The 14710-nt window shown below is 68.5% G+C and carries 11 protein-coding genes; 7 read left to right on the top strand and 4 right to left on the bottom strand.

Annotation, left to right across the window (positions count from 1 at the left end; translation table 11 throughout):
* Together RUH65_RS06715 and RUH65_RS06710 are read right to left on the bottom strand one after the other, a co-directional pair.
* Window positions 1–921: a universal stress protein gene (locus RUH65_RS06715; protein ID WP_313816538.1), complete on the bottom strand. Its 921-nt coding sequence runs from the start codon at window positions 919–921 to the stop codon at window positions 1–3.
* A complete protein-coding gene (locus tag RUH65_RS06710) occupies window positions 921–2474 on the bottom strand; it encodes an FAD-dependent oxidoreductase (protein WP_313816537.1) in 1554 nt (517 codons plus the stop codon). Before RUH65_RS06710 ends, RUH65_RS06715 begins: the two co-directional genes overlap by 1 nt.
* Before the next feature lie 330 nt (window positions 2475–2804).
* On the opposite strand from RUH65_RS06710, the gene RUH65_RS06705 reads away from it, so the two are divergent.
* The 6 genes from RUH65_RS06705 (at window position 2805) to RUH65_RS06680 (ending at window position 10576) form a co-directional block, all read left to right on the top strand.
* Entirely contained in the window at window positions 2805–3554 is a 750-nt protein-coding gene (locus tag RUH65_RS06705; protein ID WP_313816536.1) for a TetR/AcrR family transcriptional regulator, read from the top strand.
* The gene (locus tag RUH65_RS06700) at window positions 3551–5101 is read left to right on the top strand and encodes a PucR family transcriptional regulator (RefSeq protein ID WP_313816535.1); all 1551 of its coding nucleotides are present in this window, start codon (window positions 3551–3553) and stop codon (window positions 5099–5101) included. Before RUH65_RS06705 ends, RUH65_RS06700 begins: the two co-directional genes overlap by 4 nt.
* 170 nt (window positions 5102–5271) lie before the next feature.
* Window positions 5272–6651 carry a 4-aminobutyrate--2-oxoglutarate transaminase gene (gabT, locus tag RUH65_RS06695; protein WP_313816534.1) on the top strand — a complete coding sequence of 460 codons (1380 nt, stop codon included), beginning with the start codon at window positions 5272–5274 and terminating at the stop codon, window positions 6649–6651.
* Window positions 6652–6703: 52 nt separating this feature from the next.
* Complete coding sequence (locus tag RUH65_RS06690) at window positions 6704–7996, top strand: Glu/Leu/Phe/Val dehydrogenase (RefSeq protein ID WP_313816533.1); 1293 nt, start codon at window positions 6704–6706, stop codon at window positions 7994–7996.
* A 52-nt stretch (window positions 7997–8048) separates the two neighbouring features.
* On the top strand, window positions 8049–9554 hold the full coding sequence (locus tag RUH65_RS06685) for an NAD-dependent succinate-semialdehyde dehydrogenase (protein ID WP_313816531.1): 1506 nt from the start codon (window positions 8049–8051) through the stop codon (window positions 9552–9554).
* Window positions 9555–9670: 116 nt separating this feature from the next.
* A complete protein-coding gene (locus tag RUH65_RS06680; RefSeq protein ID WP_313816530.1) occupies window positions 9671–10576 on the top strand; it encodes an amidohydrolase family protein in 906 nt (301 codons plus the stop codon).
* Between the two features lie 209 nt (window positions 10577–10785).
* On the opposite strand, the gene RUH65_RS06675 is transcribed toward RUH65_RS06680, so the two are convergent.
* Window positions 10786–13377 carry an ATP-dependent Clp protease ATP-binding subunit gene (locus RUH65_RS06675; RefSeq protein ID WP_313816529.1) on the bottom strand — a complete coding sequence of 864 codons (2592 nt, stop codon included), beginning with the start codon at window positions 13375–13377 and terminating at the stop codon, window positions 10786–10788.
* 411 nt (window positions 13378–13788) lie between these two features.
* On the opposite strand from RUH65_RS06675, the gene RUH65_RS06670 reads away from it, so the two are divergent.
* On the top strand, window positions 13789–13992 hold the full coding sequence (locus RUH65_RS06670) for a cold-shock protein (RefSeq protein WP_115932196.1): 204 nt from the start codon (window positions 13789–13791) through the stop codon (window positions 13990–13992).
* 151 nt (window positions 13993–14143) lie between these two features.
* Here the strand turns inward: RUH65_RS06670 and RUH65_RS06665 are convergent.
* Window positions 14144–14710, bottom strand: a 567-nt coding sequence (locus tag RUH65_RS06665; RefSeq protein ID WP_313816528.1) for a class F sortase, incomplete at its 5' end; no start/stop codon positions are given.

Raw genomic sequence — 14710 nt, 5'->3', positions numbered from 1 at the left:
TCAGTGATCACTTTCAGCAGTGGGGGCTCCGGTGTGGCCGGCGGGGACGACCACCACCGGGACGTGGACGGTGCGCAGCATGCGGGCGGCCGTGCTGCCCAGGAACAGCCGGCCGCGCGTGGCCAGACGGGAGGATCCGACGACGACGACCTCGTCCGATTGCCAGTCCAGTTCATCCATGGCGTGGTCCACGGTTCGCCCGGTGGAGACCACCGTGGACGCCAGGCCGTGCTTCAGCAATTCGGCGGCTTCCTCGGCGAGGCGCCGGTTGGCGTACCGGGTGACCGAATCGAGGACCTCCTGGTCATGCCGGCTGGAACGGTCGTCGGTGTCCGCGTCGGGAGCAGGGGGCTGGTCGAGCAGCACGAGGGAGACCAGCCGCAACGGGATGGACCGGCGGTGGGCGGCCCTGATGCCCAGGCCGACGACGTCGACGGCGCCCGGCCGTGGCCCGAACATGATCGTCAGCCGGCCCACCGGGCCGCTGTGCTGGTAGCCGGCCGGGGCCAGGGCCACCGGGAGCGGTGCGGCGTGCAGCAGCGTGGTGGCGACCGAGCCGAGGCGGTATCGCCGCAGGAGGCCTCCGCTGCGGCCGCCGATGACGATCATGGAGCAGCCCAGTTGCCCGGCCGCTGCCAGCAGGCCCTCGGCGTCGGCCTCGGCGGTGATGACGTGTCCGGTGGCCGGGACGTCGCCGGGCACCGACGCCAGCGCCTCGTCGAGCCAGGTGCCGAGCTGCTGTTCGAGGATGCTGACGTAGCCGCGGTCGTGGGGATAGATCCCGGCATACGCGCTGTCCTGTGGGGCGATAATCACCACGTGCAGATGGGCGTCCTGCTCACGGGCCAGCGCGATACCCAGGTTCAGCGCGTCCCGTCCGGTGGAGGTCGCCTGGTAGCCGACCAGGAGGTGGCGCGTCATCAGCGCGTCGTCCCCGCCAGCGCCGGACGGCTGGTTTGAGAGAGGATCTGCCGTGCTGCGGCCTCACCCATGCGGATCGCGCCGTCCACGTGCTGGTAGCCCTCGGCGGCGATGTCCGAGCACGCATAGTGGATGGGGCCGGTGGGCCGGTTCTGCAGGTGGCCCCAGCGGTGCAGCCCGCCCAGGTCATAGCTGGCCGCGTAGGCACCGCGCGTCCATTCCTCTGCCGCCATGTCGGAGAGGTAGAAGGCGATCGGTTCCAGGGTCTTCGGTCCCAGGTAGTCCGCCATCGCCTGCAGGATCTGCCGCCGCCGTTCATCGGCCGGAAGTGCCCACATCTGCTCGGCGTGCACGTCCGAGATGAATCCGACCAGGGTGCCGTAGGGATCCTCGGTGCCGGGTTCACCGCCGGCGAGATTGGGGCCGTAATTCGTGTTGTCGTAGACCTCCTGGACCAGGCGTCCGCCGCCGAAGCCGGTGCCGGACAGGCCCTCCTCGCGCCAGAACGGGGTCTGGTAGACGGCATGGATCTTGATGACCAGACCCATGGAGAGGTGCTGGTGGGCGATGTGCTGCTCGCGCGGCATGGGGGGCGTGAATTGGATGCGTGAGTAGAGGTTCGGCGGCACGGCCAGCACCGCGTTCTTCGCCCGGACGATGACGCGGTCGGAATGGGCCACCACCTCGCCCTCGGGTCCGTTCTCCGGCACCCCGTCACGCACGTCGGCCGCCACGCCGTTGAGCGCATCCGCGGTGGACGGGTCCGGTGCCGCCCACTCCAATTGCCGCACGGGGGAGGACAGGTACACATCATCCCCGATCTCCTCGGCCAGTCTCAGGGACACCGACTGCATGCCGCCGACCACGCGCTGGTCCAGGATGAAGTCCTCGTCCACCAGGTTCGAGAAGGATCCGGCGGAGGCCGCCATGAGCACGGCCTGCAGCGTGGAGAAGGCGTAGGACGGCTTGGTGAGCATGCCGGAGGCGACGTAGATCGAGACATTGTCGATGGCCTCCGGGTCATCCGAATGCGTGCCGAGCCAGGCTCGGAACGAGATGGAGTCCAACTCGGCGGCGCGTTCGGCTGCCCACGGCTCGGTGGCACCGATCTCCGTGGCGAGGTCGTCCAGCAGTCCGATCAGCCGCTCCATCTCCTCCAGGGTCCGGGTGGCCACCGGCAGGCGGTCGCCGGTGTAGGTGTGGCGGGTTCCGTCCGGCGCCACGTAGACGGAGGCGCCCTCGCGGTATCGCGAGAACGTCTCCAGGCCCAATTCGTCGACCAGCTCGATCAGGCGGTCCTGATCCGGGGAGATCCACTGGCCGCCGATCTCGATGAAATGCTCCTGGCCGGCGTCGTCCGTCACCCTGCCGTTCCAGGTGCGGCCGCCCACGCGGCCGCGGGCCTCCAGGACGGCCACGCTGCGGCCGGATGCCCGGAGGGTCCGGGCGGCCATCAGGCCGGCGGGCCCGGCCCCGATGACCACCACGTCGCGTTCGATGGTCGGAACGTCAGCGGCTGAACCGATGGGAGGAGTGGGGGCAGTGGTGCTCATGGGGTGCTCCTGTAAATGAATCCCGTTCGTTTTGTGACACAGTACACCTCTGCCAGGCGGCTGCATAGACCACCTTGCGGTCTGGTTTTGGCGTACCAGGGCGTGGCAGATGAGCCTGCGGTGGCGCCCTTGACGTCAATGAATGGCACCGCATGGCTGGACTGGCCGGACGCCATCGCCAGTGCACCCAGTGCACCCAGCGCATCCAGTGCATCCAGTGCATCCAGTGGGACAGGAGATCAGGACGGTCATCCAGTCCGTCTCCCGTACCTCGTAAACTGATCCGGTGCGCCTGCACCGGGCGCCATGACCGGGAGATGGGGCGGTGACATGGCTGACGTGCGCCGGCGGCAGGCCGGAAGGCCGGTGACGCCCGTGTTGAACCGTGAGCGGATTGCCGCGGCGGCCTTGGAACTGGTGACCCATGACGGCACCGGGAAGCTGACCATGGTGGCACTGTCCCGCCGCCTGGGAGTGGCAGCGTCTGCGCTGTACAACCACATCGGCAGCAAAGCCGAATTGACCGCGCTGTTGCAGGACGCCGTCATGGGACTCGTGGACGTCAGCGCCCTGGAGGACCTGCTGGAGGGGCGCGGGACGCTCGAGGCAGCGCTGGCTGAATGGGCCCGGTCGTATCGAGAGGTTTTCGCGTCCTATCCCACGCTGATCCCGCTCATCGCCACCCTGCCGATCTCCGGGGCGCCGACGACCCGGCGGATGTACGACGCTGTGGCCGCTGCGCTGCGCCACAGCGGAGTTCCGACCCCGCAGGTGGTGTCAGTCATCATCGCCTTCGAGTCGTTCCTGTTCGGCTCGGCCATGGACGTGCACGCCCCGGCCTCGATCTTCACCTCCCAACCGGGCGAGGCGGACGCCCCGGCCTTTCAGCTCGCCGTCGACTCCTTCACCTCCACGATGGCCGCACCTGCGGAGGAGGTGCGCCCAGACCAGGAGGGTCCGGCGCGGGCACCCACCGAACGCAACCCGTACGCCGATGCTCCCTTCGAGCTGGGGCTCAGGGCGCTGCTCGAGGCCACGCGACAACTGATCCCACCCGCTCCCAGGAGTGCCCGCCAGTGATCTCGGTCGCCCAGGTGCTGGGCCTTCACGGTCTGGGCCTGCGGCCGGTGGTCTCCGGAGACACCTCGCTGCCGGTCAGCTGGGTCGCCACCAGCGAACTGGTCGATCCCACGCTCTACCTCAATGGTGGAGAGATCATCCTCTCTACCGGCCTGCGCGGCCCCTCCGCCCGTCGAGACTGGGAGGAGTACGTCCAGCGTCTGGTGGACCGCGGGGTGGTAGCTCTGGGTTTAGGTGTCGGTGATCTTCTCACCTGGAAGCGCGTTCCGGAGGACTTGGCCACAGCCGCACACGGAGCCGGACTCACCCTGTTCGAGGTACCGGAACGCACGCCCTTTCTGCGCATCATCCAAGAGGTGGCAGGCTTGCGGGCGGCGGAAGAACGTACCGCCCTGGAAGCCACGTTGACGCACCAGCGTGCCCTCACCCGGGCGGCCACTGCCCTTGACGGCTCGCTGCAGGTCCTCCGGAGCCTCGCCACGCTGATACCCGGGGCGTGGGCGGCCATGTGCACCGCCGACGGAGAGATCCAGGAGAGTTCCGCGGTGAACGCCCCGGCAGTGCCATCGGACCGGAGTCTTGAGCAGATGATCGGACGTCTGAGAAGTGCCGGACTGCGGGGTTCCCTGAGCGAGTCGGGCCCGCGGGGCAGCATCGTCGTCCATCCGCTGGGGGTTCACGGCGATCCGCAAAGCTATCTCGTGGTGGTCCTCACCGGACCCGTCGAGCGGTTGCACGCTGCAACGATCACCACCGCCGTGGCCTTGCTCTCCCTGCACGCCGAGCGCACCGCGGAGCAACGACTGTCCAGGCGCCGGATCCGGGCGGGAGCCCTCGCGCTCCTGCTCGGTGGTGATGTCCGCGCCAGCGACGCTCTTCTGGCGGTCGCGGGAGACGCCCCGTGGGGCGGCACCGTTCGAAGGGTCCGTGCTGGACGTCTTCGCGGGAAGGCCGAACGCCTACAGATGGCTCTTCGTCGGCTTGAAGACCACGAGGACCGCACCGGTCATCGGATCCTCACGGGTACCCTCGCGCCCGCTGATGCCGAGGGATCGGGTGAGATGGACACCGCGGTCCTCTTCCAGGATGCGCACACCACCCTGGCCGCACTGCGAAGGATCGTCGAGGTGGCCGATCTTCGCGCCGGCATCGGGGGAAGTTCGTCCCTCGACGACGCTGCCACGAGCCACGGGCAGGCCATCGACACTCTCCACCGTACGGCCGCCCGCCAGCGGATCGGCACGTGGGATGACGTGGTGGCCGGCGGAGTGGCCGGGTTGCTGCCTCCCGGGGCGGCCCGCGCGTGGGCGCACGAGTTGCTGGAGCCGCTGTCCTCTCAAGGGCCCGCGGGGACGAGGTTGCTCAGGACACTGCGCGTCTTCCTCACCCACAACGGCAACCGACGCCAGACGGCGGAGGATCTAGGGGTCCACCGCAATACGCTTCTGCACCAGCTGCAACTGATCGAAAAGGCCTACGGCCGGTCTCTGGACGATCCGCAGTGGAGAGCGGACCTCTGGATCGCGCTTCATCTTCCGGGCAACTGACCAAAGCCCCCGCCCCGCGGCCCTGTTTTGAGCCGGGCACTGCACTCACTGTCACATGTGCACACTTTCTTGCGAAGAACTGGGCATCATTTCACTTCATGCCTGAATAGTGTCGACGGTGACAGGCCGCGGATCTCCGCGGAGTCTCCTCCTTCGAAAGGCAGTCAGCCATGTCTTTGACCGTTTCCCCGTCTCTTCCGGCCCTCGAGAGTCGTCTTCCGCAGCGGCGGGAGCTGGCCACGGAGATCCCCGGCCCGGCTTCACGCGAACTGCAGGAACGCCGCGCCGCGGTGGTGGCAGCCGGGGCGGTCTCCAGCATGCCGGTCTACGCAGCTGACGCTGACGGCGGCGTGATCCGTGACGTGGATGGAAACTCCTTCATCGACCTCGGTTCCGGCATCGCGGTGACCAGCGTCGGCGCCTCCGCACCGGCGGTGGCGGCAGCAGTGCAGGATCAAGTCGGGCATTTCACCCACACCTGCTTCATGGTCACGCCCTACGAGGGGTACATCCAGGTCGCCGAGGAACTGGCACGACTGACCCCGGGGGACCATGCCAAGCGCACCGTCCTGTTCAACTCCGGGGCCGAGGCCGTGGAGAACGCCGTCAAGATCGCCCGCCTGGCCACCGGTCGACAGGCCGTGGTCGCCTTCGACCACGCCTACCATGGGCGCACCAACCTCACCATGGGCCTGACCGCCAAGACCATGCCCTACAAGAGCAACTTCGGGCCCTTCGCCCCGGAGGTCTACCGCATGCCGATGAGCTACCCGTACCGCGAGGAGAACCCGGAACTGACCGGTCCAGAGGCGGCTCAGCGGGCCATCACCCAGATCGAGAAGCAGATCGGGGCGGACTCCACCGCGGCCATCCTGATCGAGCCGATCCAGGGCGAGGGCGGCTTCATTGTCCCGGCCGAGGGGTTCCTGCCCACGCTGGCCGCGTGGGCACGTGAGAACGGGGTGGTGTTCATCGCCGATGAGGTCCAGTCCGGCTTCTGCCGCACCGGGGCCTGGTTCGCCTCCGAGCACGAGGGCGTGGTCCCGGATCTGATCACCATGGCCAAGGGCCTTGCCGGCGGCATGCCCCTGTCCGCGGTCACCGGTCGCGCCGAGCTGCTCGACGCCGTCCACGCCGGCGGTCTCGGAGGCACCTACGGGGGCAACCCGGTCGCCTGCGCCGCCGCCCTGGCGACCCTGGAGACCATGCGCGAGCTCGACCTGGCCGGCAGGGCCCAGGCCATCGAGGACATCGTGCTGGCCAGACTGAGGGCCTTGGCCGAGGAACTGGGTGGCGCGCAGGGGCCGATCGGGGACATTCGCGGTCGCGGCGCGATGCTCGCCCTGGAACTGGTGAAACCCGGCACCACCGAGCCGGACCCCGAGACCACCAAGGCCGTCGCCGCAGCCTGCCTGGCGCAGGGCGTGCTGATTCTCACCTGCGGCACCTACGGCAACGTCATCCGCCTCTTGCCGCCGTTGGTGATCGACGAACGATTGCTCAACGAAGGCCTCGAGGTCCTCGAAGACGCCCTCCGGGCGAGCCGCTGACCATGCGCCCCGCCCGCCCAGAAACGACCACACTCGCGAGGAGGATGCCGTGATGACCGACGTACTGGATTCACTCTCACTGCACTCGGCACCGCCGGCCCTGAGGACCGGGCCCCTGGCTGACGCTCAGGCCCAGCTGGCCACGGCCATTGCCGCGCTGGGCTATGAACCCGGGCTGCATCAGCTGTTGGCCTCCCCGCGCCGCGAGATGACAGTGTCCATCCCACTGCGCCGAGATGACGGATCCGTGGAGGTGCTCACCGGCCACCGGGTTCAGCACAACTTCTCCCGGGGACCGGCCAAGGGCGGACTGCGGTACTCGCCGACCGTGGACCTGGACGAGGTGCGCGCCCTGGCGATGTGGATGACGTGGAAGTGTGCTCTGCTCGATGTTCCCTACGGCGGGGCCAAGGGAGGAATCACCATCGACCCCCGGCGCTACTCGCCGGACGAACTGCAGCGGGTGACGCGGCGTTACACCACCGAGATCCTGCCCATCATCGGCCCCGACAAGGACATTCCCGCTCCAGACGTCGGCACCGACGAGCAGACCATGGCGTGGATGATGGACACCTACTCGGTCTCGTCCGGCTACACCGTTCCCGGCGTGGTCACCGGCAAGCCCGTGTCCTTGGGCGGGTCCCTGGGGCGGGCTTCGGCGACCTCGGCCGGCGTCGTCCACATCGCCCTGGCGGCCCTGGAACACCGCGGCCTGAAGCGGTCGGCCTCGACCGCGGCCGTCCAGGGCTTCGGCAAGGTCGGGGCCGACGCGGCTCTCTTCCTCACCGAGGCCGGAGTGAAGGTCGTGGCCGTCTCAGACCAGTATGGGGGCGTCCACCATCCGGGCGGCCTGGACATCCGCGCCCTCCAGGACCACGTGGCCACCACTGGCTCCGTCGTCGGCTTCCCCGAGTCGGAAGCCCTCGGAGGGGAGGAATTGCTGGTTCTGGACGTGGACCTGCTCATCCCCGCGGCCGTGGAAGGCACGCTGACCGGCGCCAACGCCCACCACGTGCGAGCGAAGGTTGTCGTCGAGGGCGCCAACGGACCGACGACGTCTGAGGCCGACCGGATCCTCACCGAAGCCGGAGTGCTGGTCGTCCCCGACATCCTGGCCAACGCCGGCGGTGTCATCGTCTCCTACTTCGAGTGGGTGCAATCCAACCAGGCCTACTGGTGGACCCACGCCGAGGTCGACGCCCGCCTGGAGACACGGATGTTGCAGGCCTGGAACCGCCTGCTCGATGTCGCTGCCACCCGTCAGCTGACGCTGCGCGAGGCCGCCACTGTCACCGCCGTCGAACGCGTCGCCGACGCCCACCGCACCCGGGGTCTCTACCCGTGAGAAACCCTCGAAGCACCCGTCAGTATCCGCCATGGCATGGAGAGGCCACATCATGAGTATCACCGACACCTTCGTTCAGGCCACCGGCATCCAAGCCCGCATCGATGCGGTCCTGGCCAAGACTCCCACAGGGCTGCTCATCGACGGCCAGTGGCGGGACGCTTCGGACGGAGGAACCTTCGAGGTGGAGAACCCGGCCACCGGCGAGATCATCGCCACCCTGGCCTCGGCCACCCGGAAAGACAGCCAGGCTGCCATGGATGCCGCCGCTGAGGCCCAGGAGTCCTGGGCTCGCACCCCGGCCCGGGAGCGCTCGGAGATTCTGCGACGAGCCTTCGACCTCGTGCACGAGCGGTCCTCGGATCTCGCGCTGTTGATGACCTTGGAGATGGGCAAGCCGTTGGCCGAGGCCGCCGGGGAGGTGAGATACGGCGGGGAGTTCCTGCGTTGGTTCGCCGAGGAGGCCGTGCGCGACTACGGCCGTTACCAGGACGCTCCTGAGGGCACCCTGCGCATGCTGGTCAGGCATCAGCCCGTGGGTCCGTGCCTGTTGATCACCCCGTGGAACTTCCCGCTCGCCATGGCCACCCGCAAGGTCGCTCCGGCCGTGGCCGCCGGGTGCACCATGGTGCTCAAGCCCGCCCGCCTGACCCCGCTCACCTCGCAGTACTTCGCCCAGATCATGCTGGACGCAGGCCTGCCCGCCGGGGTCCTCAACGTGGTCTCGTCGAAGTCCGCCTCCGATGTCTCGGAGCCGATCATGGCTGACCCGCGCCTGCGCAAGGTCTCGTTCACGGGCTCCACCCCCGTGGGCAAGCAGCTCATGAAACTGGCCACCGACAACGTGTTGCGCACCTCCATGGAACTCGGCGGCAACGGGCCGCTGATCGTCTTCGAGGACGCCGACATCGACAAGGCCGTGTCTGGTGCCATGGCGGCGAAGATGCGCAACATGGGAGAGGCCTGCACGGCCGCCAACCGATTGCTCGTCCACGCATCGGTCGTCGACGAGTTCATCGAGAAGATGGCCGAGAGCATGGCCTCCCTCACCATCGGCAACGGCGTCGAGGACGGGGTGACGGTAGGCCCGCTGGTCGAGGCCAGAGCCCGAGACTCCATGGAGGCGTTCGTCACCGACGCCGTCGAGCGCGGAGCCCAGATCGTCACCGGCGGCAAACGCGTGGACGGGCCCGGGTACTTCTTCGAGCCGACCCTGCTCCGTGACGTCCCCGCCGACGCCCGTGCAGTCCGCGAGGAGATTTTCGGGCCCGTCGCCCCCGTGGTGACGTTCACCGACGAAGATGAGGCCGTGTCCATCGCGAACTCCACCGAATATGGTCTGGCCTCCTACGTGTTCACCGAGAACCTGTCTCGCGGACTGCGTATCGGCGACCGCCTCGAGTTCGGTCTCATGGGCCTCAACGTCGGGGTGATCTCCAACGCCGCCGCTCCGTTCGGCGGTGTCAAGCAGTCCGGCCTGGGCCGCGAGGGCGGTGCCGAAGGGCTCAGCGAGTACACCACGACCCAGTACATCGGCATCGAGAACCCCTGGGGCTGATGCCCGCAGCGCGGACGTCGGCTACCGTGGCCTCACACGGTCAACTGCCAGGCGCAGACCGGCCGCGGATCGCAGCTCGACCACCGGCTGCACGAATCGACTCAGGAGAATCACGGGTGACCGAATCTGAGCAGACCGCCGGCTGGCTGGACTGGGTGAAGGATCGGGGCGAGCCCGCTTTCACCCTCCCGGAGGGAGCAGTGGATGCCCATTGCCATGTCTTCGGCCCCGCAACGAAGTTCCCGTTCTCGCCAGCGCGGAAGTACACGCCGTGCGATGCGAGCAAGGCTGACCTGCGGCACCTGAGGGAGCACCTGGGGGTCTCCCGGAACGTCATCGTCCAGGCGACCTGCCACGGGCGGGACAACGCCGCGCTGCTGGACGCCCTGGATGACTTCGGCGATACCGCGCGCGGTGTGGTCTCCGTGGGTGCAGATGTGACGCTCGTAGAGCTGGCCACCATGCACGAACGGGGCGTCCGCGGGGTGCGTTTCAACTTCGTCAAACGGCTGGTGCAGCACCAGCCGTTTGAGGAACTCGGGCTGGTGGCGGACAAGATCCGCGACTTCGGATGGCACCTCGTCCTCTACTTCGAGCCCGAGGACCTGCCTGAACTCGAGGGCACGTTCGCGGGCCTCGGTGTCCCACTCGTCATCGACCACATGGGCCGGCCTGACGTCCGGAAGGGCGCGGACTCGGACGAGTTCTCCTCCTTTCTCCGTTTCGTCGAGCGGACCGACGCCTGGGTCAAGGTCAGCTGCCCCGAGCGGCTCACGGAAAACGGCCCCTACGCGGTGGACGGACAACGCGAGGTGTATACCGACGTCGTCCCCTTCGCCCGCCGGGTGATGGCCGAGTTCCCCGAGCGGACCCTGTGGGGCACGGACTGGCCCCACCCGAACCTCCGCTCGCACATGCCGGATGACGCGCTGCTGCTGGGATACATCCCGCAGATCGCGCCGACCGCCGCCGAGCAACAGGCCCTGCTGGTGACCAACCCGATGTCCCTGTACTGGCCCTAAGGAATCCACCCGTACGGCGATGCGATGAGCCGTTGCCAGCCGATGAGGACCGCCGCACCACGAAAATAGGCCGGGGCATTCGCTGACATCAGTCAACGAACGCCCCCGCCTTGTAGTTACGGGCACACCGGTCGGTGACTACATCGGCGTGTTTCGACGCACGGCGTGCTCGTAACGCATGGGTGTCAGCCACTCACGCTTTCTCCCACTCAGGCCGCCAGTGCCTCCGGCATCCGAGCCCGCACGGGCCGCACCGCCAGTTGCCCGTCGGCCACGGTCACCCGCACGGCATCACCGTCGGCCACGGCCTCGGAGACCAGCAGGTCGGCCACCCGGTCGTCGAGCTCGCGCTGGATGACCCGTCGCAGTGGGCGGGCACCGTAGGCCGGCTCGTAACCGGCCTCGGCGATCCAGTCGCGGGCGGCGTCATCCACTTCGAGGGTGATGCCTTGGGCGGCGAGCCGCTGCTCGGAATCACCCAGCTGCAGGCCCACGATCTGGCGCAGCTCCACCGCGGACAGCGGAGAGAACAGCACGGTGTCGTCGATCCGGTTGAGGAACTCCGGCCGCATGAACTCCTTGACCCGGCCCATCACCTTCTGCCGCAGGTCCCGCTGTGCGGCCTCGGCATCCGCCGAGACGAAGCCCAGCGGCCCCCCGCCGGAGGACATGAACTCGGAGCCGAGGTTGGAGGTCATGATCAGCACCGTGTTGCGGAAGTCCACGGTGCGGCCCTGGCCGTCGGTGAGGCGGCCGTCGTCGAGCACCTGCAGCAGCAGGTTGAACACGTCCGGGTGGGCCTTCTCGATCTCATCCAGCAGGATCACCGAGTACGGGCGGCGGCGCACCCGCTCGGTCAGCTGCCCGGCCTCGTCATAGCCCACATATCCCGGAGGGGCACCGACCAGGCGGGAGACCGTGTGGCGCTCGCCGAACTCGGACATGTCGAACCGGACCATCGCGTCCTCGTGGTCGAACAGCGAACCCGCCAGGGCCTTTGCCAGCTCGGTCTTGCCGACGCCGGTCGGGCCCAGGAAGAGGAAGCTGCCGACCGGGCGGGATGGATCCGCCATCCCGGTCCGGGAGCGGCGGATGGACTTCGCGATCGCAGCGACCGCGTCGTCCTGGCCGACCACCCGGGCGTGGAGCTCGTCCTCCAGCCGTGCCAGGCGGGACTTCTCCGCCTCCGTCATCCGGGCGGCCGGGATACCTGTGGCGCGGGAGACCATCTCGGCGATGGCGTCCTCGTCCACCACGGAGTCCCCGCCGGCCTCCGCGCTCCGCTCGCGACGGGCCGCGGCCTCGGCCAACTGCTCGCCGATCCGGTTGACCTCGTCCCGCAGCTCGGAGGCGCGCTCGTAGTCCTCCGCGTTGACCGCCGCGTTCTTCTCGGCCTCCAACGCGGCGAGCTGGGACCGCAGCGCGTCCATGTCCACGGCCGGGCCGGCGTCGTGCTCCGGGCCGCGCTTCAGGGACAGCCGAGCCCCGGCCTGGTCGATCAGGTCAATGGCCTTGTCCGGCAGGAACCGGTCGGTGATGTACCGGTCCGAGAGCACGACGGCGGCGCGCAGCGCCTCGTCCGTGTACGTCACCTGATGGTGGTCCGCGTAGCGATCGGCCAGCCCGGTGAGGATCTCCACCGCGTCCTCCACAGAGGGCTCGCCGACGGTGACCGGCTGGAAGCGCCGCTCCAGGGCGGCGTCCTTCTCGATGGTGCGGTACTCCTTCAGCGTGGTGGCACCGACCATGTGCAGGTCACCACGGGCCAGGCGGGGCTTGAGGATGTTGCCGGCGTCCATGCCGCCGGACTCCCCGGAGCCGCCGGCGCCGACGATGGTGTGCAACTCGTCGATGAAGACGATGGTGTTGCTGTCCTCGGCGAGCTCGTCCATGGCGCCGGTGAGCCGTTCCTCGAAGTCACCGCGGTAGCGGGTGCCGGCGACCATGCCGGCCAGGTCCAGGGCGATGACGCGGTGGTCCCGCAGCTGGGCGGGCACCTCGCCGTCCGCGATGGCCTGGGCCAGGCCCTCCACGATGGCGGTCTTGCCGACGCCGGCCTCGCCGATCAGCACGGGGTTGTTCTTGGTGCGGCGGGCCAGCACCTCGATGGTCTGCTCCACCTCGTCCGCCCGGGCGATCACCGGATCCAATCGGCCGGCCTTCGCCTCGGCGGTCAGGTCCCGGCCGAACTTCTCGAGGACCGAGCCCTCGGAGTCCTGTCCCGTGGACTGCTGGCCGGGCTGACCCTGCTGCTGGTGCTGCTGATTCAGCTGTTGCTGGGCGGCCGACTGCAGGGACTGCGGGGTGACGCCCGCCTGGTGCAGGAGCTGGCCGGAGGGGGAGTCATGGTTCAGCACGAACGCGAAGAACACGTGCTCCGGATCGATGTAGGTGGAACCGAAACCCCGGGCCACCTGGTAACCGTCCAGCAGCACCTTCTGGGCCGAGGGGTTCAGAGACGCCGCGGAGGTGGTGTCCTTCCGCTCGCTCGGGGCCGGTAGGCGCTCGTCGACGGCGGCGATCAGGGCCTGCGGGTCGGCGCCGGACTGGCGCACGGCGGCGGCAGCTGGATCCTGGCCCAGCATGGTGCGCAGGAGGTGCAGCGCGTCGACGTCGGTCTGGCCGCGTTCGGCGGCGAAGGCCGCCGCGGCGGCCAGGACGTCGTGGGTCCGCTTGCTCAGCAAGCGGGTGAGGTCCACGGGGCGTCCCTGCCGACCGGGCCGCTGACCCTGAAGGTAGCGGGCGAAGAAGTCGTCAAAGGAGTCGCCGTTGGAACCGGCGGGGCCGAAGAATGCGGGCAAAGTGTCCTCCCTGAGGTGTGTTTCCAGCGATAGTTGAGTGTGTTCAACTCAAGTAACGACGAGTGACGTCAGAATGTTCCCGAATCCAGCGCGGGGATGCAAGAAACATGAGCGCGTGTAGCTCAGGTTTTATTCCGGTGCGGTGTCGATGCCGCGGAACCGCCCGGGAGCAGCAGGTTCGGGGCCTCGTCGGAGCGCCGAGGGTGCCGGGCATTCGCGGTGGTTCCCAGGACGGCCGTGATGCCGTACAGTGGTGGTCAGAAGTAGTTGTAGTAGATGCAGTAAGTCCGTCACCACTGCGGACCGGGCGGCCTTCGGGTCGGCTGGGGCGCTGGGGAAGCGGTATGTACACACCGCTTCGCCCCCGCTGGAAAACCGGCGGGTTTAGCACCCTAAAGAAAAGAGGCCACCATGGCCACCGGTACAGTCAAGTGGTTCAACGCTGAAAAGGGCTTTGGTTTCATCGCCCCGGACGACAACTCCGCTGACATCTTCGTGCACTTCTCCGCCATCGACGGCGGCGGCTTCCGCGAACTTCAGGAGAACCAGAAGGTCGAGTTCGAGGCGACTCAGGGCGACAAGGGCATGCAGGCCTCGTCGGTCCGCCCCCTCTGATCTGATCAGACTCTAAAACGGCCGCTCACCCTCCGGGGTGGGCGGCCGTTTTGCGTGCGCCGTGGCCCCTGAGTGGGCCGGCGGTCCGGGGTCTGGGCGCAGGCACGGAGGGCCTGCGGGGCCGGAGACTGAGCGCCAGTTCCCCCGACCCTCAGTCCCCGGCGAGGGTGTCCGCCGGCGACGCGAAGACCACTCGATTGTCCGCATGCGTCAGCGTGGACTGGTCGAACTCCCCGGTGCAGGTGATGAGACGTAGCTCGTCCGTGGCGAGTGCCCCGAACACCTCAGCGGTCGGAAAGCGATCCTTAGGCAGATCGTCGACCCGGTACACCGCGTACTCATGCACAGTGCCCTCCGCGTCGGTCACCTCGATCGCATCGCCGACCTCCAGTTCCGTCAACCGGAAGAACACCGCCGGCGCCGTAGGCGAGTCCACGTGCCCGGCGATCACGGTCGGCCCGGGTCCGCCTGGCTTGCCCCCGCCCGTGAACCATCCGGCGCGGTCCCAGTCCGCGGGCACCTCCATGGCACCGTTCTCCTGCAGGCCCAGGCCGATGAGATCCTCCTCCACCTCGATGGACGGCACCCGTAGTCGAGCCGGGGCCACACCCTCGCCCAGGGTAACCGGGGAAGGATCCGCCGTCGGTGTGGCGGCGGCCGGGCTGGACGGCACTCCGAGCGGCGTGGCGTCGCCAGCGGTCTCCGCGCTGGGAGGTGC

The organism is Citricoccus sp., assembly GCF_032154715.1.
Lineage (GTDB): Bacteria > Actinomycetota > Actinomycetes > Actinomycetales > Micrococcaceae > Citricoccus.
Note: the sequence above shows the minus strand (reverse complement) of the source record. Positions and strands in the feature narration are given on the sequence as shown.